Genomic DNA, 22,781 nt, shown 5'->3' on the forward strand with positions numbered 1-22,781 from the left:
GAAATTAACTTACTTTGAGATTGATTTGTAAGATAATTGTTTTAACTTTTTGCTTAGAAGCGGTTTGTATGTATCGTAGAGTTAAATGTTAAAAGAAACACTAAATAATTTTGCTGTTTACAAAAAGACAGCATTTTTATCTGCTGTCTTTTATTTCTAGGAAATATTTCGACTATTTAAACAGATAAGTATATAAAAAGTTCTCTTCTAAAGCTATATTTTTTTTCATAGGTGTTAAAATAAAAAGAAAGGAATCATTTTGCATTTGATAAAGAAGCATTTGAGCATCTAAATTTTTAAGTCCATAATATTCAATTTTCGCATATATGGTTTTATTGTCATCATTATTAATTTTAATAGCGAATTTATTGAAATTAAGACTAAAGCTTTTAATGCTATCGTTATTTATCTGGTATTTTATTTTCTTATCCGAGAAAAAATCTATCTTATTAATTCTGCTTTTTGAATCAAAGATCTGGGGACTTATATTTATCTCATAAAGACCTTCATTAATTGTAGAAAAATAACCAGGCGTAGGACAGTCATTCTTTTCGTAATTATTGAAAATGACATTAGAAGTGGTGTTTGACAGTTTAATTGCTATAAGCGAATACTTAGATTGGATTTCGGATTGTGAAACTACCGAATCTTTACCTGTAATATAACTTCCAATAGAAACACTATTCTCCTTTGGTTGCTTTAAATTTTTGATTTTAAAATTTTTTTGAGGGACAAAAGTCAAGTTGTCACTTATTACAATTTTTTTGCAGCTGAAAAAAAGTGCTGCTATAAATATTAGACAAATAATTTTCATAGTAGTATTGATTAATAAAGGATGAATCATATGAGTTGTTTAAAATGCGAGTTGATAAGAGTGCGCAATAATTTCCTCTGCAGCAGATTCGATTAGTGGAGCTGCTTCAGGCTGAAAGATTGACAAGATAACTCCCGAAACGAGCATAACTGTGTATCCTCCAGGTCTAAATGCAACATCATAGCCAGCGCTTCTGCCATTACCATTTCTAATATTGTAATGCCAACCAACGCCATCAGTGCCTATACTCATTCCTTGTGAAGTGTTTTTACCGCTTGGAGCCATATATCTTATTCTATAATCTTTTGGTCTAAAATTTAAGCTATGTTGGCCTAGATTTAATTGATAATTTCTTCCTTCATTCTTTCCATTAAAAAAAGTATCATTTATTTCAAACATTTCCCCACTTCCAAGCCTAAGTTTTACTCCCATATAAGTTTTTAATTTTAATTGATCTCCTACACCAGAATCAAATGTAGCTTTTTTTCCAATTTGTCGAGTTTGTGTGTAAGCAAAGTAATCTGTATTAACAGTGAACCAATCCGATACTTTAATCCAAGTACTTTTATTTGCTGGCGGTCCATCACTCTTATGTCCAAAAAGAGATTTAAAGCCGTTGCTAATGTCATTGCCAAATGATTTAAGATTGTTACTTATGAAGTTTCCTCCGCTTTTAATGGCATCGCTCCATTTATCACCATTTATATTTCTTTTCCACCATTCGCTGATCCTATAATCTTTATCAAATTGTTTAAAGTCCCAGCTGCTTCCTGTCTCAGTTCCCGGACCTATACCGATGCTTCCTCCCGGACAGTCACAGCTATTGCCCGTAATATCGGTATTTGATAATGGATTATTGTAAACATAGCCATATGAATTATAGTTCTGAGTATTTGTTACATCCTGAATAACATTATCGATCTGTAAAAATCTATGCAGAATAGGGTCATAAAGTCTTGCATTCATATTAATCAGCCCAACACTTTGGATATGTTCATGGCCTGTGTATCCTCTGTCTAAAACCGTCAGTCCATTTAAGGTGTTTCCTGCACCGTCCTGAACTTTTATTATGTTTCCCCAAGCATCAAATAGACGTTTTTCGACAATATTTGCGTTGGCATCTGTGACCGCAACAATGGATCCCTGATAATCGCGGTGCAAATATAGATAATTTTGCGTTGTTCCCGTACCATCGCTTTTAACTGCGACAGGAGCAGAGTAGCCATCGCCTCCAACATAAGTTATAAATTCAAAAGTGTTTGTGAATCTGTTTTCTTTAACTTCCATGCTTCCATCCATAGAATAGTATTTACGAAGGGGACGAGCCAGCTTGTCAGTCTGAAACCCTCCATAATACATAATGCTGCGCTGGTTATTGTCGTTATATGAAAAACTTACTTTATCCACATTTTTTTCCTCTATCTGGATAGGGCTTTTAAATGCATTGTAAGTAACATTTAGAACTCTTTCCGATGTATTTGGATCACTAGTTTTACGTAGCACAACGTCGTCGAACCATACATTTCCTGATCCATTATTGTCTAATCGGATGTTAAGCTTTTTAATATGTGCAGGAACATTAAATGTTTTTTCAACTTTAACCCACTGGTTTTTAACATCAGTTGTTATGTTGTCAACTACACTAAAATATCCCGTCTCTGTTGGTGTTTTCATAAATAGGAACATCTCAGCTTGAGGATTATCCGAGTAGACCCATGCAGAATATGTATACTGTGTATCAGTGGCATTATCAATGCTTATCCATTTATCACTATGTACGTATTTTTCTGAAGAAGTTGTATTGGCAAGCTTTAATGAATTTTTGCCTGTATGAGCTTTTGTGTCATCATAACTGTAAAAGAGATCACCGGGATGTCTTACTTCCCCAAAACCTCTGCCATCTTCCATACTGTCACTGTATATCCCTTCACGGTTGCTGTAGTATCCTTCAGCCTCTGAATTAAGGGTAATTGCTGTATTTTGATATTTCTTTGCCGGATCATAATCATAAGCGCCTAAACTATTGCTTAGTATTTTTCCAGATGCATCGTAAGCCTGTATTTCCTGTACCCCTGATTTGTTGGTGAATTTTGTCAGACGGTTCATGCTGTCATATTCAAATGCCTCAGTATAGTTGCTAAAAGCGCTATTGATTCTATTGTCCAGACGATCATTATTTTTGTCAAATGATGTGCTAAGAGTAAGTATATTCGCTGTGGGAGTGGTGGTTTTATCGAACTGCGTTTTAAAAAGATAGCCGTCAGTGTTGTACGAGTTGGTCATCTTGATGTCATTACCCGTTACAGATTCTTCAATTTGTCCTTTTGCATTAAATGTATTGGCCTGCCACAGCACTTTATTATTATTGTCTATTATTTTATGCAAACCGCCATTTTTATATACATTCTGTGTAAGGACTGAACTGCTTTTACCGCCAATTTCAGCCAATTTTGTTTCGGTCGCTATTCTTCCAAGCGCATCGTAGGTAAAAGATCTAGTAAATTTATATACTCCCGTTTTATTTTCTACTATGGAAGTTATTCGTTTATAGGTGCTGTCGTAATTATTGGTTATAACGGTAGTGTTTGCTCCAGCCGGTTCTTTATTGTCAACGTATGTTATGGTTAGCGGAAGATCACCATCATAAGTATAACTGGTCTGTGTATTCGTTCCTGGGTCTTCAATAGTCTTTGAGGTTACTTTTCCGCTGGCAGGATCTCTGGTTATGGTTGTTATAATTCCTGCATTTTGAATGCTTTCAGAAATCAATTCTCCAAAGTCATTGTTTGCATAAATATAAGTGCCCGCCGATGGATCAGTTAATTTCGTTTTATATCCCCAGCCATTTTGTTCCGTAATAATATCAATGCCATTATAAGAAGTTTTATTTAGATTTCCATCAGCAAAATAGGTGTAATATACAGTGCCGCCTAAAGGTTCGTAAGATGAAACAAGTTTTCCAATTGCATTGCTTGTAAGCTCCTTGTTTTTTTGGCCATCAGTTATAGTTGTTTTGAGACCTGCATATGCAATTCCAATCGATTTGCCGTTGAACAGAATATTTTGTGTAGGTCTGCTGTAAATGTCAAATTTTGTTTCGTTCCACTGTGATGCAGAAGAGCCGAAATAAGATTCGCTTACTTTGTAGGGCCTGTCATAAATATCATATAAGTAAGAAATATATGAGAATGAACCGTTTAAATCTTTAACTCCCGATCTCGTTTTTCTCTCCAAATCATCAAACTTTTCCTCAGAAACCGCAGTATCTAAGGTACTATTAACGCTAGATTTTCTTGTTGTCGTTATAATAGTCTCTTTTCCGCTTCTGGTGTAAACATTTGATCTTTCAATATTTAATTGGTCATCTTTTTCTGTGAGCATTTTAAACCAGGAATCATATGTGTATGAAACAGATTGTAAATATGGATCTGTTCTTTTCTTTAGCAATCCTGTCTCTGGATAGTATTCAAAAGAAGTTGATAAGAGATTAGGATCAGTGATTTTAGTTAGAAATCTTCCTGTGGTGTCGTATTCATATTTGCTTACTCTTGAGAGGGTGCTGGAGCTAATAGTTTTTGTTTTTATATTTCCAAATAAATCATATAGATTATTAGTCTCGGTAATTGTAGGAGCATTTGTAGCAGTTTTTACCGTATTATCAAGAAGCTGCTGGCTATTATACGTATAGACTTCCTTGCGTGTCAAAGTGCTGCCTCCTGGCTGGAGCGTTATGTTCTCCGTTTTGCTTGAAGGCCGTCCTGAAATGTAAAAAGGTGTTGAGACGGGCAATTGATAGGTGACATCCGTTGAAGCGACCTGTATGGTACTGCCTCCTTCTTTTGTCGTGGTCGTTGAATTTGTGATATAATTATTGGCATCAAAGGTGTTTACGGTTTCAATAGTGCTGTTTTTCAGTGTGTTGACCTCAGTAGTTCCAGTGTTCTGCTGTTTGAAAACTTTAGAAGGCAGAACGGCATCATCCGCATTAATGGGAGTGTAAGAAAAAATGCTTTTTGTAGTGAAATTTGTCGTTGCAAATCCATTATACGGATAGGTTAAGTAAGGCAAGAGGTACGATTCAGAAACAGCGCCTCTTCTTTTAATGTCCATGCTTGTAATGGTGCTCAATGCGGGGTTAGTGGAGTCGTGCCAATTGCTTTCCATCATTGATCTGAATCCCATAAAGCCTAGACCTTCATAATTGGCGACAGCGCCGTAGTATCCGTATAATTTCATTTTTGAGGAAGTTTCGCTCTTTTTTTCCAATTTTGACACTATTTGGAAGTCTGGAGATGACACTATATCAAAATAGGGATAGGTTTCGGTGCCCGTACTAGGACTGTAAATAGAATTGAAATTGATTTTATAAATTTGGTCTAATGCTGTATAAGTTATCAGTTCCTGCACCCCATTCCCACTAGTGACAGCCGTTAAAAGGCGGTCTTTATTTGAATTTTTGAGAGAATTAAAAAAATGAAGCTTGTTATTATTTATAAAGGCAACTTCAAATCTGGGTTTCTGTCTATCTGATGAAGGCAGATAGATAGGCAGGGCATAGATGTCAATAGCTGCTTGAGCTGTTGTGATAGCAGATGTTGAGAAATAAGTATCAGGAGTCGTTTCTGTATAAGCTGTAATTTGAATGGTGCCAGCAGATCCATTCCGATAATTTTTTATAACATTGAAGTCGCTTTTACCATCATTATTATAATCTGTAGCGGTATAGTTGTAGCTTGTGTAGGGATCATTGACGGTATAGGGAAGAGTCTTACTTTCTTTAATAAACGATAAGCCGCTTGATAAGTATCGATACCATCCATTATTCGTTTCTTTGGGCATCATAATATCTGATTTTCCATCTCCATTGTAGTCGCCAATTAAGATGGGTTTATTTAAAACGATACCGGTGTCTGACATTTGGCAAAGTAGCACAAATTGTCTATTGTCATTAAGAGAATAAACTTTTACTATTCCAGCATCAATGACAAATACGTCTGATTTTCCATCTCCGTTAAAATCTGCTACGTATGTTTTGCTTGTTTCAAGAACATTTATTTTGCCGGCATTATTAATATAATTTGAAGCGAGACGGCGGTCAAGATCTACAAAGTAGGTATTGCCGGAATAGATATCATTCACTGGTAAAGGCTCATTGTTAATATCGCAAGGAGCCAGATAAGAATATGTGAAATTCACTTCCACCGCAGCTATATCTGTTAAGCCATCACCGTTAAAGTCGCCTCCCAAATAACGTTTGGGAACTGAAGTTGTATTTAGGATAGGGGGTCTGTTCTGTATACAGCTTAAGGGGTGTTCGGAATAATAGCTAAAGAAAGGAAAAGTAAATGTTTTTTCTCCCTGAGGATAAATTAGGCTGGATCCATCGGTAGCGTAGGTCTTAAATTCCGTAGCGCCAGTTGACGCATTCATCTGAACCACTGTCCAGCCTTGATTGGACATCAGTTTACTGTTCCAAGAAAGAAAACTAACCGGTATGATATCTAGAAATGCGCCTTGATTTACAGGGTATCCCATGTTTGGAAATGTCTGAGATCCTGTATTAGGGCTTATTCCTGTAAAAAGCCAATACTTGGCTTTAGCGGAACTCCCAGTCGAAGGATAGAGGATAAAATCCATATTTCCATCCCCGTCAAAATCCCCTGACACTGCGGATGAGTTTAAGGAAGAGGCATTGTCAACGCTTAATGTATTTGGATTGGTAACGTAGGAAATATTAGTGGCAGTTTCATTGTAGCTAAACAGGGTTGGATTTAGACTTTTAGACTTATCTCCGTTTTTTTCCGTAACATAATATAGATAGTCATAAGATAATGAGGGGCCTGTAATGGTGTATTGAAGAGCATAATTCTTAAATGCGACGCCATTCCCGGTAATATTTATTTCTTTTAAACGATTGGTGCGTTTGATATTCTGTCCTCCAATATAGTAGCTTTCTTGCCTGGATCTTGTTTCATACACAAACTGGACTGCGTTTATTGGGACTGCGGTGGATAGTGCGCCGTATTTTACAGATGAAATTTCCAGCAGATTATTTGCCGAATTATAGGCATAGCTAATCCTTGCCCCTTGCGCATTTTCCCAATAGGTTATAGACCATTCGGTTATTGATCTGGAATCTGTTGAATTGCCGTAAAAGGCTTTAGAGCCGTCAGGATATTCTACTTTAAAATAGGCCGGACCGTAATTAGCTCCATTTGGATGGACGCCATAGGAGGTGATTTTTAAATTGGAGAAAATTTCAGTTTCATAAATGGCATTATCTGCGCCATAAGTTTGTCCAGTATTTTTTAAAATTAATCGCTGTCCGTCTAGAGCGAAGCGATCAAGCGTATTAAAATCTACGCCATCTATGGTATTGTCATGAAATTTGGTTGCAGGAATTCTCGATATGGTAGAAATTCCCGATATTCCCCACCCATAACCAGCAGCCCCATTAGCGCCTTGGCTGTTATAGGAAAGGCTTAGCTGCGGCTCAGCATCTTTGATGCCAGGTGGAACTATGATGGGAATGTTATAGGATGCACCGCCTGATAAGGTTACTGAAAGATCTCCATTTAAAACTCCCGTTTCAGCTGATGAGCCAGTTACGCCCGCCTGGGCTGAGGAATAAAGGCTAAAGCATAAAAATATAAGCGATAGGTAAAACTTTTTCATAAATTATTTTTTGATAATTTTAATTGTTTTCTGTTCTCCGTTACTGTATGAAAGCGATACAAGATAGACCCCAGCAGAAAGGTTCTGAAAGGGGATATTTTGGGAGCTGCTGTTTTTAGTATTCCCGTATGCTTTTAGAATCTGCCCGCCCATTCCTATTATTTCAATGGATGAGACAAAGTTTTCAAGTGAAGATTCCCAGCTGATATAGAGTTCTTCTTTGACTGGATTGGGATAATATGAGATGGCGTCTCCTGGAGAGAATTTCTGTAGATCTTGCTCGGTTACGGCATCAATTTCCTTAATTTCGCTGCCAGGTCTCTGGGTCTGGCATCCAAAACAAAGTTCTCGGATTATCTGATTTCCCGTTATCGGGTCATAAGAAAATTTTAGCTTTGGCTGTGCTTGGGAGGTATAAAAAATCCCAAACAAAAAAAGTGTAAATAGGTTTTTCATAAAAAGTGTTTTTGGTAATTTGCAGGTAAATATGGCTTTTTTTTTAATTGATTCTTTACGGAAAACCTCATTTGAAGTAATTTATGTTATAGATGTCTATTTATTTACAGGCAATTTGCTTGCTTCTATTTTCACGAAATATGTTCTTTTAGCAGAATTAATCTTGAATTTTCTGAAAAATTATAAAAAACCGGCACGAAAAAAACTTTATTTATTGTTCCCTGAATTTAATATGTCTTATCGATAAAAAGGAGTTTCAAAGATGCCTTTGTATAATGCTATTTTCTAATGGCTACGAAAGCAATCATGTTGCTTAATCAAGAAAACTTGAAAAAAATAAAGAAATGCTTATGAATAAGAATCAAGAGTTCAGTATAAACACCGGGCAAATTTAAAAACGGCACCATAAAGGGAGTTGGAATAGATATTAGCAAAGACAGCTGTTTCTGAAAAGAAATAAAGGAATTAACCATTTTTTTGCCTTAGTTGAAAAAGAAAATAAAAGCAAAAATTAATAACATTATAAATAAAAAATGGCCCAATTGTGTTCAATTGGCGCCATTTGGCTTTGTGACCACGGTATAAAAAACTTCAGGCATTAAAAAACACGTAGGACGGCAATCGCGCAGGATATGCAGAAATTGATGCCATCACTAACTGAAAGGGCGGCATTTATATAAAGTAAATAGTGAGGCTAAAAAAAGGAATTAAAGATATTCAGTTCTACTGGGAAGCTTTAATCCCTTTTTTCATTTAGATAATTATGTTTGATCTCAAAGTCGGCAAAAATCCCACTCCAGGTTTTTGCATAAACTTTTATCCTCCCTTCGCTTCTTCACTTTTTTAACATTGCAGAGAAGTGGTGATGAGTGCTAAATAATTATATTTGAATAAAGAAATATACCAAAACAAATCAAACAGATCTTTCACAATGGAAAAAGAGATACAACTACAGGTGAGAAAAGATTTGGATGCCCGCCAGCAGCACACCATACTAAAACTCAAAGGGAGCCTGATTTCAAAAGGATATACCGAGATCATACATATCGAGGACCAGGACGAGCAGTACCATATCAATACTTTTGAAACCGCTCAGGAGAAACGCAATGAAGTCCATCAGTACATTGCGGCTTTCATAGATCAGGAAAACCTTCTGGACACCATCAGCATCCGATAATCAAGACGTCTTGAAAAAACGGAGCCCGCCGGCTGCAAGCCGGCGGGCTCTTGATGTCTGTTTTTACAAAAAGAAAGCCGATAGTGCTATCGGCTTGCGGTTTTGGCTTTTCTTTTCTTCATCCGTTCCCTGATTTGATACAGGTTTTCAGAGAGCAGGCGCATTATCTGCGAATGGTGTTTCGAGGGCTTGTTTTTCAGCCCCCTGCATTGGAGGATTTCCATACGGCTGAGTGAGATTTCGATGGTTTCTACGGATTTCTCTTCGATTTTAGCCGAGAGTAGCAACGAATCCTTTCTGCCGTAATACTCGTTGGCAAATATGCAGTGGTGCAGGTCGTCGCCCTCTGTCATAAAATCCCTTACGTTCTCGATTACGGAGATGCTCAAATCCTTTTCTGTAAAGAGCAGTCCGAAAAAGCGCTTCTTGTCGCTTGCGTATTTTTTCTGCGCCTTTTCGATCTCAAGGCGCAGGTCATGGAGCTTCTTCTTTCTAAGGAGTTCCCTTTTCTTTTTCACGAAATGGTCGTGAGCATCTTGCAGATTATCAGGGCAGACATAAAGGGCATAGGAAAGGTCTTTTTTGAAATAACGCAACAGCTCCAAATAATCCTCCCATATGGGGACATCGGAAATCTTGTACTTGTTTCGGATAACCGTTTTGACAGCCTGCCAGTTTCGGCGGATGTTCTGCCGTGATGCGCAGAGATAATACTGCAAAAGGTTCAGCTGTTTGGATTTGAGCAGGGTTTCGGCGATGGGGTCGGATAAAAGCGATGCGAAGAGCAGGTGTGGTGCAATGTCGTATACGGAAGTCTTGAAGCCATTGCGTTTTAAAATCGGCAGCACTTTAATCTGCGGATACACTTTAAAAGGATTGATATAGAATCGGGCGTTGCGGACGAAGTCCTTTGGCTTTATTTCTAGCGGGGAGTAAAATTTCCACGCATCGAGCGTGCCTGCAAATGCATTGGTGCTGAGCGAGAACGTTCGCACTTCCCCTTTGGGGTTTATCCAGTGCTGCATGACTTCCTTATGGAAATAGGAGGGCAGGAAATTCTTTTTCATGTGTTTGTGGGAAATGACCATACGCACCACCTGATACCCTGCACATTGCTGCACTACGGCAAAGTATTCGGTTTCTTTAAAATGCACCTGATTATAGGGCATCATTTTAAGCTTTCCGCCGCAGGCAGGACAAGTTGTGAACTTGGCGCAGGTGTTTTGGCAGGAAGGCTTCCAGACATGGTTGCAGTCCAAGCAGTAGAATTTAGAGCGTGACAAAACGCCCCATTTCAAGAAAATAGTCTGTTCTGCCCAAGTGAAAACCTCGGGTTTTATGGGCGCAAGCGCGGCGCTCAGCGCCGCCAGCTGCTTTTCGATAATGGTTTTGGGTGTCATAAGTCAAAGAGGGTAAGGGCGGTCTGCACCGCAGGTTTTACATCTTTTTTTACTATTGGAACAGGTTCGCTATTTATAGGCGGTGCGGCAGTTTCGGGCTGCGAGAACAGGTCAGCGGCTGCAGGGGACTGCACAACGGCTTTAAAGGCAACAGGGGCAGGCTTGCCGATGGTGTCATCGGTGTAGTACTTCACTGCCATGTCGAAGATTTCCTGATTGTCAAAGAAGCATAATCCTGTTTTTTTTACCTCGCCGCCAATGTAATTCAGACAGCCGTCCAAGTTTTTGGAAGCTTTGCTGTAGTGCAGTGCAAAAGCTTTATCTCCCTGCGCCAAAGTGCTGAGGTATTTCTCTATGGCATTTTTAAAATTTTCAGAAGCTTTCATAAGAAAATATTTAAGGTTGAAAATTTTTACTCAAAGAGCCTAGAATAGAGGTCATAACAGTATTCCTCAAAGCATAGCCAGCAGACAAAAGTGTAGTGCGGAGCGCTAAAGCGGTTTTCAATGGGTTCGTCTATGGCTTCTTCCAGTTCAGTTCTGATATTTTCAAGGTCATCGATAAATTCGATGTAAAATTCTTTGCAGTCTGTGTGGTAGATAAATTCTGAAATCATGCCGCTCACGCATCCTCCCTGCTGCAAATCAAGGAAAAAGGATTTAAGCTTTTCTCTGCGTTTTCCGCTGTAGGAAGTAATGCTTCTTCGGATAATTTCATTAAAGGCATCGCTTACACGGTACTGGCTGTAAGTTGATTTTTCTAAGGCTTTCATAATGTTGTATTTAGGCGTGTATAAAAATGTATTGGCAGATAACAATTAGAAAGGCAGGTCGTCAGGCTCTTCGTTTTTATTGTCTTTATTAGCCGCGGGTACAGCTTTTGTGCTTTGGGTCTGAGGAAAAACCAAGATTTTAATATCCGAGGTGTGAAAGGTCAAAGCGCCGTGCGCGCGGGCGTCATTTCCGATATAGACATTCAGTCCGATGCGCCCAAAAAGCTGTACGAGCGTTCCTTTTTTGAGCCACTGCGCCAGACCTGCGCTGAGCCAGTAGGAGCAGTCGACATAGGTTACAATCTTTTTGGTTTCGGCGCTTCCTTTGGGCTTGTAGCTGTCGCTTATCGCTATAGAGAAGTTCAGCACCTCACGGTTTTCTTTTACCTTAAAAACTGAGGCATCTTTTACAATTCGTCCTGTGATTTCCATGACATAAAATTTTTAGTGAATACTTATTTCAGATTTCTTTCCCCATACGCCGAAACGCAAATTTTTCAAAAGAAAAAACGGGAAAAAAGAAAGCAGAAGAAAAGTGAGCGCTATCGAGCCGGAGTGCTATAAGTCCCGAAGGGCGGCCGCAGGACGTTATGCGCATGCAGGTGAGGGCGGGCACTACTTTGGCTGCCCTTTTAACCCGTTTGAAATTGGAAAATATCCTTAAAAAGCGCTTGCAGCAGTTGAAACAAAACCATAAAAGAGTGTTTCGGTTTAAGGAGTAAAAGAGGGTTCATAGAAAGAGAACCTTGAAAGCAGCAGGGAAACCTGCTTCAAGGAAAGAACCTAAAAACATAGGATGGGAATTAAAACATAGATGCCCGAAACGCAGGGCATTTCGGGCATCAGAGCAAAAAAATATAAAGAGTAAAATGAATACAGGAAAGAGAAATGGCTTATAATCGATTATTGTCAGATCCGTATGGAAAAACCAGCGGCCGCAAATTTCTGCGAGCCGGCATGCATAAGGCTTGTTCCTGCAGTGAGGTCCAGCTGCACATCGGGACTGAGAATAAACAGCAGCGCCGCATCAGCTGTATTCTGGGCATGATGATGGGAAATTACTGTGCCATAGGCTTCCACAACGAGTTTTATCTTTTTAGTCAGGGCATGATCGGCTGACAAGGTATAAATGTACTCCGGCTGCAGGTTTTCGGATACCCACTGCACGCCGGCATTATAGCCTACATGCGCCTTGGAAGAGATTTCATGCTGTGCCAGCAGCTGCAGTTCGGGACTGTAATGGTCTTCCTTATATGCCTTATCGGCAATCCAGGGAATGTAAAGGCGGCTGAGAAGCGCCAGATCGGGCAGCATACCTTTATGGTCCAGAAGATGATACTTAATTCCTACTGCCGAAGGCTGGATTCCCAACTGCGACTGTCCGTCCTGCTTTGTGAATTGGAGAGCAGTTTCGAAACGCAGTTCGGCATTGCGAAAAAGCCCATAACGCAGTACAGCCTGCGGTGATTCGACTGTCTGGGTCCCTTCTTCTTTTTGATAATATAAACCGCTTTCCAGCTGCAGACGCCCTGCAGGCACCACAGAAGGGCTTTCGGTTTCATTGGGACGATCGGTCTGGATCTGCTGTGCTTTCAGGCAGGAAGGAAAAATACAAGACAAAATCAGCGTCAGGTGTAAAAAGTAAAATCGTTTCATATAAGGTTTGTATTGCATCTGCTAAATGAGACGCTAAAATAGAACTGCCGGACCAAAGAAAGTTACATCTAACCAGAGCGCCGTTACAATATCTGCATTTGCTGCAGAAGATATTGATTTACAATTGCTTATAAAGCTGTAAGAATCAAAGTTTATTGTATAAAACCATAAACTCATACACTTTTACCTTTGCTGTATAACTTAAAAACAATTATTATGAAAACTACAGATAAGAAAACAACCACTGCCAAGAAAACCACAACAGCAGCAGCAAGCAAAACTGCATCTAAAACCACAGCAGCAAAAAACGGAGCCGTAAAAGCAAAAGCATCAGCAGCCGACGGTCTGCGCGAACTGTTTGTCGATTCCCTTAAAGATATCTACTGGGCAGAGAAAGCCCTTACCAAAGCGCTCCCGAAAATGGCCAAGAATGCCACTTCGGAAAACCTTATCAAAGCAATCAACGACCATCTGACGGTAACCCAAGAGCAGACCGCAAGACTGGAGAAAGTTTTTTCACTTGTTGGAGAAAAAGCATCGGCAAAGAAATGCGATGCCATGGAAGGACTGATCAAGGAAGGGGAGAGCATTATGGAAGAAACCGAAAAAGGGCCTGTGAGAGATGCTGGTATTATTGCGGCTTCGCAGAAAATCGAGCATTATGAAATTGCGACCTACGGCACCCTTGCCGCTTTTACGACCACTTTGGGAGAGGACGACGCGGTGCTGCTTCTTGAGAAGACTTTAGCAGAGGAAAAAGAGGCCGATACGCTGCTTACCGAAACTGCCTACAATACCATCAATTTTGATGCAGCAGCAGAAGACGAGAAGTAATTTCGCCGTTTAAGATAAAGAGGAAACCTGTATCAGACGATACAGGTTTTTTTATGGGCAAAAGACACCAAACTATACAATCATTTTGAAAAACCTGAATTTCATTATCTTTATCAGAAATCAGAAAGAATAAAATTACAGCAGGGGATCTCATTTATTTTACACGACCGGGCGCAATTCCTGCTGCATTTTCATGAAGGCCAATAGGCATAATAGATAACCGAAGCCGTACTCCTGTGTTAGGCGCTGCCTGCTTTCTGCAATATGTCTCCTATTTTGGCTTTACTGTACCGTTTTGAGATTGCAATCTATTATTACTACCTTAGCGCTAAAGTAAAAAGCAGGCACAAAAAAATAAAATGTGCATAGCCAGAAAACTATGGGACCGGACCAGTATATCAGACTCTCACAGCTCAACGACCAGATCCAGGATACGATTAATTCCCGCTTTAAGGGACAGACGTACTGGGTAGTGGCTGATATTACCAATCATTCTTTCAAGGCCGATAAAAAGATCCATTATTTTGAACTGGTGGAGAAATCAGAGAAAGGCAGTGTGATCACTGCTAAAATAATGGGCAAGAGCTGGGGAGCAGGAGTGCTGAAGATCCTTGATTTTGAAATCAGCACCGGACAGCGTTTTACCAACAATCTTCATGTTCTTGTTCAGGTGAGCGTGGATTTCCATCCGCTATACGGTCTCTCGGTAAACCTTCTGGATATCGACAGCAATTTCATGCTCGGCATTCTGGAACAGCAGCGCAACGCTACCCTTGCAAGGCTGGTCAAGGAAAATGATTTTATACACAAAGAAGGAGAACTTTACTCCACGCTGAACAGCCGTCTGAAGCTTCCTGCGATAATCCAGAGGGTTGCGGTGATCTCTTCGAGCAGTTCTGCCGGAAATGAGGATTTCCGCCATACGATGCAGCATAATGATTTTGGCTATGTTTTTCAGATTGATGACTATCATACCGTTGTGCAGGGGGACAATAATGCCAAACTGTTCGTAAACAAACTTATTGAAGTATACAACACCGGGATTGCTTATGATGCCATTGTCATTACAAGGGGAGGCGGATCGCAGTCTGATTTTCTGATTTTTGACAATTATAATATCGGAAGGGCAGTTGCCAAATTTCCGATCCCTGTGATAACCGGCATCGGGCACCAGAAAAATGTCAGCATTACCGACCTGATGGCCCATACCCATACCAAAACCCCCACCAAGGCGGCGGAGTTCATCATAGTGCACAACCGCAGTTTCGAGCAGCATATACTCTCGCTGCAAAGGACTATAGTCATTAAATCGCAACAGCTTTTCCTTGGGTATTACAAAGAACTCAGCGGTCTTAAAAGCATGGTTACCCATAATGCCAGAGAACTGATTGCCGTGCCGAAAGAACAGCTGATGCTTACCCAGCAGCATATTGTCCGGACAAGCAGGGAAATTCTGGCTGGGGAAAAGCAAGACCTGCTGCTGACCGCGCAGAAAACACTGCAGCGCCCACAGAGCATTATCCAGCAGAAAAAAAGCGAGCTCCAGCATTTGAAAGCAAACCTGAAGATCTTTAACAGCCAGTACCTTCGCAGCCGCAGGCTCCAATTGGAGGATTACCAAAAAAACATAAAACTGCTGTCCCCGCAGAATATACTCAGCAGAGGATATGCAGTGATCCGGAAAAACAATAAAATTGTAAACGGAGCTCAAGACATACAAGAAGGACAGGAAATAGAAATAATAGTAAAAGATGCCGTACTGAAAAGTACGGTCCATGAAAAAAGACAATATGATGGAAAACACACTGACTTATGAGGCTGCGGCCAAAGAGCTGGCCCTGATTGCCAAAGAGATGGAAGACGAAACCATTTCTGTGGATGAGCTGGCTGCCAAAGTAAAAAGGGCATCCGAGCTCATCGAGTTCTGCCAGGCGAAATTAAAATCCACTGAGACTGAAGTAGCCAAAATCATCAGCGGCATGGAGAACAGCAAGGAGTAAAACAGGATGCAGCACACTAAAATACAGCTTTGCAGCGTTATAGTTTAAGTTACATTCCGATAACACCGCATGCCTTTTATGAAAAAGTTTTAGGTACTGCCTACTATACGCCGATACAAGACAAAGCCCATTGTTTCAAACAGCAATGGGCTTTTGTATAAAAAATGATTTAAGTACCGATACGGCAATACCGCTCTGATGAGCCCGCTTTTACCATTCTTCCTTTTCACTGTCTGTATTTTTATCATTAAAAATACGGCCATCCCCATTTTCAGGAAAGCCGTTCTGCTGCTCCTGGCCTGCAAATGGATCTGGTGCATTTTTTTAAGTTTTCCCGGATATTCAAAAGTTCGGCAGGGGAAGAACCCTCGGGTTCACAATCTGACGCGGCAGTGAGGAAACGAAACGAAAAGTCAATGGGTTTCTCTTTTCCCATTTCAAAAAAATGCACAGTGTACTGGTTTTTCTCTGTATCTACAGCAAGCACTTTTCCTTTGTTCCAGACAGGATGCATTACAAGATCCCCTTCAATGAACTCGGTATCTTCACTGTTTTTTGAAGCCGCCGCCGATGACTGCGCCTCCTGAAGGATTTGAGGGGACAGTTTCCCTTTACGCACATAAAATTCTTCCTTGATTTCAAATAGGAACCTTGAAGGGTATTTGTTGAGCCCTGTGGTGAAATTAAAGCCTTCCGAATCGGTCATGTAAAACCTTTTCTCGGCGCGCGTGACTGCCACGTACATCAGCCTTCTTTCTTCCTCTATGGCCCGTTTTCTCCTTTCTTTAATCGAAAGCGCGCTTGGCAGCACCCCTTCGGTAAAACCGCAAAGGAATACATAGGGGAATTCAAGGCCTTTGGAGATATGGATGGTCATCAGGCGCACCTTGTCCTGGTTTTCCGTGTCTTTGTCAAGATCGGTGTAAAGCGCCACTTCCTGAAGGTATTCAGCGATATTTACAGAGCCGTTGTTTTCTTTTTCCAGCAGCAACATGGAGCTTACGAGCTCTTTTATATTTTCCAGCCTGTCTTCATCGCCATCTTTTCGGTAGAGTTCGGAAAGCCCGCTTTTATCGAGTATGATTTTAACCAGATCGGAAATCGAATTTGTTTCGGCCTCTATTTTCAGTGCAGCTACCAGAGCAAGGAAATCAGCGGCTCCTTTTTTATTAAGCTCTTTATCTTCCATATTCTTTTCCAAAGCCTGAAGCAGCGACAGGTTCTGTTCGCCTGCCAGAAGGCTCAGCCTTTCGAGGAATTTTTTACCGAGCCCTTTTGACGGATGGTTGTGCAGGCGCAGAAAAGAGAAATTATCCCCCTGAACGATAAGCCTTAAAAAGGAAAGCACATCTTTGATTTCCTTTCGTTCAAAAAAGCGCACGCCTCCAAATATGGCATAGGGTATGTTTTCTTTGATAAGCGCCTGTTCAATATTTCTCGACAGATGGTTGGAGCGGTAAAGAATAGTGATATCGGAATAGGCGGCATTTTCCGTTTTAAGGATTTCCTTGATTTCCGAAGCCACCCATAGCGTTTCCTCGTAATCATTTCTGCCATGGAAATGCACCACTTCAACCCCCTCGGGATTATCCGTGACCATATCCTTGTCCACCCTTACCTTATTGTTTTTGATAATATGGTTGCCGACTTTCAGAATGTTTGGCGTAGAGCGGTAGTTCTGGTTCATGATAATGGTTTGCGTATCAGGGAACATCCTGTCGAATTCCACGAGATATTCGGGTTTTGCGCCCCGCCATTCATAGATCGTCTGGTCGGGATCCCCTACCAGAAAGAGGTTTTGGTGCACACGAGATAGCATTTCCACCAGATGAAACTGGCTGTCAGAGCTGTCCTGCGCCTCATCGACCTGTATGTAATGCAGCATTTGCTGCCATTTTAAAAGCACATCAGGATTGCTGTCGAGTATGAAAGCCGTAAAATGGATCAGGTCATCGAAATCCAGCGCATAATTGCGCTTCTGCTTGTCGAGGTATTTCTGATACACGCGACTGGAGAGCGATTCCTTTTCATCGGGTTCAAAGCTTTTATTCTCGAGCATATATCCCAGATAATCGGAGGTGCTTTTCTGTTTGGAGATAAAGCGGAGCACCTGTTTGAAAGTGAGGTTTTTGGAATTGATGTCCAGTTCGTTGAACACCTCCCTTAAAATGGTTTTCTGGTCTTCGGCATCCAGTATGATAAAATTTTTCGGGTAATGGATTTTGTTTATTTCCTCACGCAGAAAACGTACGCAGAAACCGTGATAAGTGGTGATGAAGCTGACATCAAAAAGGTCGCCAATGAGCGCCTTGACGCGTCTTTTCATTTCCTGTGCCGCTTTATTGGTAAAGGTCACGCAGAGGATATTGGAGGAATTGATGCCCAGCCTATCCACGATATAGGCAAAGCGGGAGGTAAGGGCCTTTGTTTTTCCTGAGCCGGCACCTGCAATTACACGCACATAACCTTCTGTGGTTTTCACGGCTTGGAGCTGGCTGGGATTAAGGTTCTCTAGAATTGGATCGTTCATTTTTAAAACGGAATGTTTTTGATCTCTATTTATTTTTTAAAGCGGAGGGGCAGATCAAAGATTCTGCAGCACAAATTTATGCAATTAACTCAAAAGAATGGTAACAAGCAATTGTTATATGCAGGATGCTTTACCTATCGTTTAATGGGCCAGCGATTATCTTAAAATAAAATCCTGAAGAGCATCATTTGACTGCTTAATCAAAAATGCCTTCAGGATCTTTTCTCTCTTCTCGTTTTTACTTTTTATAAAGTAATTATTCATATGGATAGCGATACGTTTTTTGAAACTTAAAGCTGTGATAGTTTTGAAGGGTCTGTTGCCTCTTCAATGCTTCTTCCTTCCTGATTGTGATGTTCACTATTCTCCTTTTCATCATGCCAGGGACCGTCTTTCAAGCGAACGGTTTCTGAGGCGCTTTCTCTGGAAGGAGGAGTTTCATTCAAGTGCTCGGTTACTTCTTCTACAGTAGTGCCTGCTGCCCTTACTGCATCTTTTAATATCTCTTCAGGCACATTTAACTTTTCAGCCCACTGCTGGATTTCAGCCTGCTGCGAAATATCAATATGAGAGTCCTGCTCTTGTCCGGAGTTATGTAGATTTTCCATGATTTTTAAATTTTAATAGCTACTTCCAAAGTTAACATGAAAGAAAACATAGCTGTTATATTATAAAATAGGATTCTTATAGGATTGCTATGATTTTCAATTGTTTAAAAGTAAATTACCATTTTATATTTCCCTGACCTGACGGAAGGTAAGGTTGATCCTGGGCAGAACGGGACGGGCTGTCTTAGGCACCTGATGCTCCCAGTAGGTATTGGTGCTTCCTGCCATGAGAAGAAAGGTTCCGTGGTGCAGCGGAATTTCGATTGGCGCAATATCTTTGAGCACTTTATGGCGCAGGCGGAACAGACGCGTTTCCCCGAAAGTCACAGAAGCGATGTTCATATTTTTGCTGCTCGATGAGGTCTTGTCGCTGTGCCATCCCACGCCGTCAGTTCCGTCCCTGTAGAGGTTGAGCAGTACGCCGTTAAAGTTTATATGGGATTCGTTTTCGACACGCTCCCTGATCTGGAGCAGTTCCAAAGGCCAGTCGGGATTGGATTTCCGCTCAGGCCGGTTACTGTCCCCGTACCACGAGATCATTCGGGGGGCTGTAACCACTTTGTCATACATGGGCATTTCATATTCCCTCCATCGGGTGCCGTGGTATAAAACATTGTAGTAATGATCGGATTCAGGTTTGCTGAAAAAATTATCAATCAGCAGCAGATCCGCATCAGGGACGTCAAATATTCTTCTGCCGCCATTGCCTGATGAAAAAATTTCAGTGTCATCAAAAAGCATCATGTTCTTTATTTTTTTAGTTCATACTCAGTGCAGGTCTAAAGCTGAAAGAAGCCTGTTAATTGCTCATTTTAAGCCTTGGAATATTGATTTCATGTTCCTGAGGATAGGGTGCGCGATGGGTCATGCTGACATCTTCACGTATTCTCTGCTGCGCCCTGTATTTCCAATCGTTTTCCTGTTCGTAGCGCGGATCGGGGATGAAAGGCATTTTTGCCATCTTTATAACTGTAATGGTAGGGAAGTGGTAGTCTACTTCGACATTACCCAGCAGCAGATAACAGCCCCCTCCCTGAAAAGGATATGCAGCCAGGCTGTCGGTAAAATGCGCCGTATCAAACATTTCTCCATCTGCGTCGATCCATGTACCGAAATACATATCCCCCATCTTGGTCGGAACATGCTTGCGTGATATCAGGTAAGCCAGCATGCGAACCTGTTTTTTATGATGGTCCAAAAGGTCCTTTGCCATGACATTGCCCCTGAAAGAGGTCTGAAGCAGGTCAAAAGGAGAGCAGGAGACCGGAAAGCCCAGAAGCTCAATCTCATCAAAGGCATCCTCAAAAGGGGATCGTTCCAATTTGGGCAGCACAAATTCTTTAACCGGCTGCTCTAGCAGCATAGGATTTCGGTTATCGGGCTTAAAGTTTACCAGAATAAGACGGGCAATGACCAGCAGCTCGTTTTTCGTTTTCCCGGTGAAACGGAATGCTCCGATAAAAATTAGAATCTGTATGGCTTCTATGCCAATGGGTATGCGGTTGATAAAATCTTCCAGTGATTTATAAAGCCCATTTTTTTTCCGTTCCTGCCGGATCAAAACAGCTGTTTTGGATTCAAGACTCTGCAGGTGCATGAAACCCAGATAGACATCAGAACCGTACAGCGTGGTTTCAAACTCGCTTTTGTTCACGCAGGGATTGTGCACTGCCGCCCCTGACATCTTTGCTTCATGCACATACACTTCGGTGCGGTAGAAACCGCCCTGATTGTTGATCACGGCTACCATAAATTCGATAGGATAATGCACTTTTAGATACAGGCTCTGGTAGCTTTCCACGGCATAGGAGGCAGAGTGCGCCTTACAGAAGGAATAACCTGCAAAGGACTCGATCTGGCGGTATATTTCCTGGCTGAGTGCCAGGGGATGGCCCTGCGCAGCGCAGGATTTAAAAAAATTATCCTTTACTTTCTGCAGCGCCGCTTTGGAACGTCCTTTTCCAGACATGGCACGGCGAAGGATATCCCCGTCGGCAGCTGGAAGTCCGCCGTAATGCAGGGCAATTTTGATCACATCTTCCTGATATACCATAATACCGTAGGTTTCCCCGAGCTGCTGTTTAAACACTGGATGAAAATATTCAAACCTGTCGGGATGATTGTGCCTGAAGATATATTCTTTCATCATTCCTGACTGTGCCACCCCAGGGCGTATGATAGAGGAGGCAGCCACAAGGGTTTTATAGTTGTCACATTTCAGACGGCGCAGCAGCCCTCTCATGGCAGGGCTTTCGATATAAAAACAGCCTATGGTTTTTCCCATTGAAAGAAAGCTGTTGCAGCTGGCTTCATCTTTTGAAATCGTGGTGTCACGGATGTTGAGCCTTATGCCTCGGTTTTTCTCAATCAGCTTTACGCTGTCATCAATATGGCCGATGCCGCGCTGGCTCAGGATATCGAACTTTTCAAGCCCGATATCTTCCGCCGTATGCATGTCAAAAAGTACTATGGGAAATCCCTTGGGAGGCATCTCCAGCACCGAATAATTAATGATGGGCTCTTCTGAAATCAGTATGCCGCAGGAGTGCATGCTTCTCTGGTTCGGATATTTTTCGAGCATCATGCCGTACTGCTGCACTTCACGGACGACTTCGTTTGCAGGATGCAGGGTCATCGGGTTTTTGGCCAAGGAATCGAGTTCTTCCTTTGGAAGCCCGAAAACCTTGCCGACCTCACGGAAAATAGAGCGGTATTTGAACTCCACATTGGTGCCGCAGAATGCTACATGTTCATAGCCGTAGCGGGAAAAGATGTATTCCAGGATTACGTCCCGTTCCTTCCAGCTCCAGTCGATATCAAAATCCGGAGGGCTTTTGCGGTTCAGGTTCAAAAAGCGCTCAAAATACAGATCCAGTTCCAAAGGACAGATATCGGTAATCCCCAGGCAGTACGCAATGATGCTGTTGGCACCGCTGCCCCGTCCGATATGCAGAAAACCCTGGGAGTTGCTGAAACGTATAATATCCCAAGTGATCAAAAAGTATCCGCTGAATTCCAGCTGGTCAATTACTTTGAGTTCTCGTAACATTCTTGATTTTGCCTCTGCATTATGCTGCCCATAGCGCCATTCGAGCCCCTGCTGGGCGAGGGTGGTCAGAAGGTGCAAATCGTCCTTTCTGTTATTGGTGTAGTACTTCTTATTTTTTGGCGTTTTAAAATCAAATTCAAAATGGCAGTCCGCTATTATTTTTTCCGTGTTGGAGATGATCTGCGGATATTCTTCATAACATTTCAGAATCCTGTCCAAATCAACCATGACTTCATACTGCCCGCAGTAATCGGCAGCGCTGAGGCGGGAAAGAATTATATTCAGGTCAACAGCCCGCAGTATTTTATGCAGTTTGTATTCGGTTTTGGTACGGAAGGTAACCGGCTGCATAACGGCCATCTTGTCAATTTTCGTCTTCCAATTGGTCAGTACCAGTGTGGGTGTCTGTTCGGGACGCAGTCCGATAAATTCATGTTCTTTTAAAACAGCAGGAACATTCTCCAGAGGATAAATCACAAAAACATTTTTAAAGTCGGGAGCTGACTGGGGAAGTGCAGTTTTTTCAAAATTATGCCGGGTCAGAAAACGATTCATTTCAGCAAGACCTGCCGCATTTTTTGCCAGTCCGATATAACGGAGTTCATTCTCTGAGCGGAATTCTATTCCGACAATAGGCTTGATACCGGCAGCCTGGCAGCCCTTCATAAAATCATAGATCCCCGTCACGGTATTAATATCAGTCAATGCCATAGCCTCGACACCCAAGGCAGCAGCCTTGGATATCAGATCCTCAAGCGGTATGGTGCCATAACGCAGGGAGTGGAAGGAATGGCAGTTGAGATACATGAT

16 protein-coding genes are annotated in these 22,781 nt (G+C 41.5%); 4 read left to right on the top strand and 12 right to left on the bottom strand.

The window, feature by feature from the left end; genetic code table 11:
* Positions 1-172 precede the first annotated feature (172 nt).
* Genes GXM17_RS00460 through GXM17_RS00470 form a run of 3 tightly spaced genes read right to left on the bottom strand, consistent with a single transcriptional unit; the run spans position 173 to position 7,945 of the window.
* Positions 173-844: a hypothetical protein gene (locus tag GXM17_RS00460; protein ID WP_163397334.1), complete on the bottom strand. Its 672-nt coding sequence runs from the start codon at positions 842-844 to the stop codon at positions 173-175.
* Between the two features lie 9 nt (positions 845-853).
* Entirely contained in the window at positions 854-7,489 is a 6,636-nt protein-coding gene (locus tag GXM17_RS00465; RefSeq protein WP_163397335.1) for an FG-GAP-like repeat-containing protein, read from the bottom strand.
* A 3-nt stretch (positions 7,490-7,492) separates the two neighbouring features.
* Positions 7,493-7,945, bottom strand: coding sequence for a T9SS type A sorting domain-containing protein (locus GXM17_RS00470; RefSeq protein ID WP_244307293.1), 453 nt, complete (start codon positions 7,943-7,945; stop codon positions 7,493-7,495).
* A 931-nt stretch (positions 7,946-8,876) separates the two neighbouring features.
* Between GXM17_RS00470 and GXM17_RS00475 the strand changes: the two genes are divergently transcribed.
* Positions 8,877-9,122, top strand: a complete 246-nt coding sequence (locus tag GXM17_RS00475) for a hypothetical protein (protein ID WP_163397853.1) — start codon at positions 8,877-8,879, stop codon at positions 9,120-9,122.
* Between the two features lie 86 nt (positions 9,123-9,208).
* Here the strand turns inward: GXM17_RS00475 and GXM17_RS00480 are convergent, their stop codons facing one another.
* The 5 genes from GXM17_RS00480 to GXM17_RS00500 form a co-directional block, all read right to left on the bottom strand.
* Complete coding sequence (locus GXM17_RS00480) at positions 9,209-10,522, bottom strand: PcfJ domain-containing protein (protein ID WP_163397336.1); 1,314 nt, start codon at positions 10,520-10,522, stop codon at positions 9,209-9,211.
* Positions 10,519-10,908, bottom strand: coding sequence for a Cas9 inhibitor AcrIIA9 family protein (locus GXM17_RS00485; RefSeq protein ID WP_163397337.1), 390 nt, complete (start codon positions 10,906-10,908; stop codon positions 10,519-10,521). Before GXM17_RS00485 ends, GXM17_RS00480 begins: the two co-directional genes overlap by 4 nt.
* A gap of 26 nt (positions 10,909-10,934) precedes the next feature.
* Positions 10,935-11,294 (bottom strand): DUF7222 domain-containing protein, encoded by a 360-nt coding sequence (locus GXM17_RS00490; RefSeq protein WP_163397338.1) that lies wholly within the window; start codon positions 11,292-11,294, stop codon positions 10,935-10,937.
* Between the two features lie 45 nt (positions 11,295-11,339).
* Positions 11,340-11,726 carry a single-stranded DNA-binding protein gene (locus GXM17_RS00495; RefSeq protein WP_163397339.1) on the bottom strand — a complete coding sequence of 129 codons (387 nt, stop codon included), beginning with the start codon at positions 11,724-11,726 and terminating at the stop codon, positions 11,340-11,342.
* Positions 11,727-12,203: 477 nt separating this feature from the next.
* Positions 12,204-12,950: a transporter gene (locus GXM17_RS00500; protein ID WP_163397340.1), complete on the bottom strand. Its 747-nt coding sequence runs from the start codon at positions 12,948-12,950 to the stop codon at positions 12,204-12,206.
* Between the two features lie 216 nt (positions 12,951-13,166).
* On the opposite strand from GXM17_RS00500, the gene GXM17_RS00505 reads away from it, so the two are divergent.
* The 3 genes from GXM17_RS00505 to xseB all read left to right on the top strand — a co-directional run bounded on the left by GXM17_RS00505 (position 13,167) and on the right by xseB (position 15,784).
* Positions 13,167-13,784 carry a YciE/YciF ferroxidase family protein gene (locus GXM17_RS00505; RefSeq protein ID WP_163397341.1) on the top strand — a complete coding sequence of 206 codons (618 nt, stop codon included), beginning with the start codon at positions 13,167-13,169 and terminating at the stop codon, positions 13,782-13,784.
* A gap of 379 nt (positions 13,785-14,163) precedes the next feature.
* Positions 14,164-15,600, top strand: a complete 1,437-nt coding sequence (xseA, locus tag GXM17_RS00510; protein WP_163397342.1) for an exodeoxyribonuclease VII large subunit — start codon at positions 14,164-14,166, stop codon at positions 15,598-15,600.
* The gene (gene xseB / locus GXM17_RS00515; RefSeq protein ID WP_244307294.1) at positions 15,560-15,784 is read left to right on the top strand and encodes an exodeoxyribonuclease VII small subunit; all 225 of its coding nucleotides are present in this window, start codon (positions 15,560-15,562) and stop codon (positions 15,782-15,784) included. Before xseA ends, xseB begins: the two co-directional genes overlap by 41 nt.
* Before the next feature lie 271 nt (positions 15,785-16,055).
* On the opposite strand, the gene GXM17_RS00520 is transcribed toward xseB, so the two are convergent.
* From GXM17_RS00520 to GXM17_RS00535, 4 genes are all read right to left on the bottom strand, one after another.
* Positions 16,056-18,314, bottom strand: coding sequence for an ATP-dependent helicase (locus GXM17_RS00520; RefSeq protein WP_163397343.1), 2,259 nt, complete (start codon positions 18,312-18,314; stop codon positions 16,056-16,058).
* A gap of 290 nt (positions 18,315-18,604) precedes the next feature.
* Positions 18,605-18,922, bottom strand: a complete 318-nt coding sequence (locus GXM17_RS00525) for a DUF3606 domain-containing protein (protein ID WP_163397344.1) — start codon at positions 18,920-18,922, stop codon at positions 18,605-18,607.
* 123 nt (positions 18,923-19,045) lie between these two features.
* A complete protein-coding gene (locus tag GXM17_RS00530) occupies positions 19,046-19,666 on the bottom strand; it encodes an alpha-ketoglutarate-dependent dioxygenase AlkB family protein (RefSeq protein ID WP_163397345.1) in 621 nt (206 codons plus the stop codon).
* A gap of 55 nt (positions 19,667-19,721) precedes the next feature.
* Positions 19,722-22,778 carry a DNA polymerase III subunit alpha gene (locus GXM17_RS00535; RefSeq protein ID WP_163397346.1) on the bottom strand — a complete coding sequence of 1,019 codons (3,057 nt, stop codon included), beginning with the start codon at positions 22,776-22,778 and terminating at the stop codon, positions 19,722-19,724.
* Positions 22,779-22,781: the final 3 nt, after the last annotated feature.

This window comes from Flavobacterium fluviatile, from assembly GCF_010645065.1.
Classification (GTDB): domain Bacteria; phylum Bacteroidota; class Bacteroidia; order Flavobacteriales; family Flavobacteriaceae; genus Flavobacterium; species Flavobacterium fluviatile.

What these genes read in the sequence shown, in the direction of transcription:
- GXM17_RS00460 (WP_163397334.1), bottom strand. Translation starts at nt 844, where the DNA reads ATGATTCATCCTTTATTAATCAATACTACTATGAAAATTATTTGTCTA.
- GXM17_RS00465 (WP_163397335.1), bottom strand. Translation starts at nt 7,489, where the DNA reads ATGAAAAAGTTTTACCTATCGCTTATATTTTTATGCTTTAGCCTTTAT.
- GXM17_RS00470 (WP_244307293.1), bottom strand. Translation starts at nt 7,945, where the DNA reads ATGAAAAACCTATTTACACTTTTTTTGTTTGGGATTTTTTATACCTCC.
- GXM17_RS00475 (WP_163397853.1), top strand. Translation starts at nt 8,877, where the DNA reads ATGGAAAAAGAGATACAACTACAGGTGAGAAAAGATTTGGATGCCCGC.
- GXM17_RS00480 (WP_163397336.1), bottom strand. Translation starts at nt 10,522, where the DNA reads ATGACACCCAAAACCATTATCGAAAAGCAGCTGGCGGCGCTGAGCGCC.
- GXM17_RS00485 (WP_163397337.1), bottom strand. Translation starts at nt 10,908, where the DNA reads ATGAAAGCTTCTGAAAATTTTAAAAATGCCATAGAGAAATACCTCAGC.
- GXM17_RS00490 (WP_163397338.1), bottom strand. Translation starts at nt 11,294, where the DNA reads ATGAAAGCCTTAGAAAAATCAACTTACAGCCAGTACCGTGTAAGCGAT.
- GXM17_RS00495 (WP_163397339.1), bottom strand. Translation starts at nt 11,726, where the DNA reads ATGGAAATCACAGGACGAATTGTAAAAGATGCCTCAGTTTTTAAGGTA.
- GXM17_RS00500 (WP_163397340.1), bottom strand. Translation starts at nt 12,950, where the DNA reads ATGAAACGATTTTACTTTTTACACCTGACGCTGATTTTGTCTTGTATT.
- GXM17_RS00505 (WP_163397341.1), top strand. Translation starts at nt 13,167, where the DNA reads ATGAAAACTACAGATAAGAAAACAACCACTGCCAAGAAAACCACAACA.
- xseA (WP_163397342.1), top strand. Translation starts at nt 14,164, where the DNA reads ATGGGACCGGACCAGTATATCAGACTCTCACAGCTCAACGACCAGATC.
- xseB (WP_244307294.1), top strand. Translation starts at nt 15,560, where the DNA reads ATGAAAAAAGACAATATGATGGAAAACACACTGACTTATGAGGCTGCG.
- GXM17_RS00520 (WP_163397343.1), bottom strand. Translation starts at nt 18,314, where the DNA reads ATGAACGATCCAATTCTAGAGAACCTTAATCCCAGCCAGCTCCAAGCC.
- GXM17_RS00525 (WP_163397344.1), bottom strand. Translation starts at nt 18,922, where the DNA reads ATGGAAAATCTACATAACTCCGGACAAGAGCAGGACTCTCATATTGAT.
- GXM17_RS00530 (WP_163397345.1), bottom strand. Translation starts at nt 19,666, where the DNA reads ATGATGCTTTTTGATGACACTGAAATTTTTTCATCAGGCAATGGCGGC.
- GXM17_RS00535 (WP_163397346.1), bottom strand. Translation starts at nt 22,778, where the DNA reads ATGTATCTCAACTGCCATTCCTTCCACTCCCTGCGTTATGGCACCATA.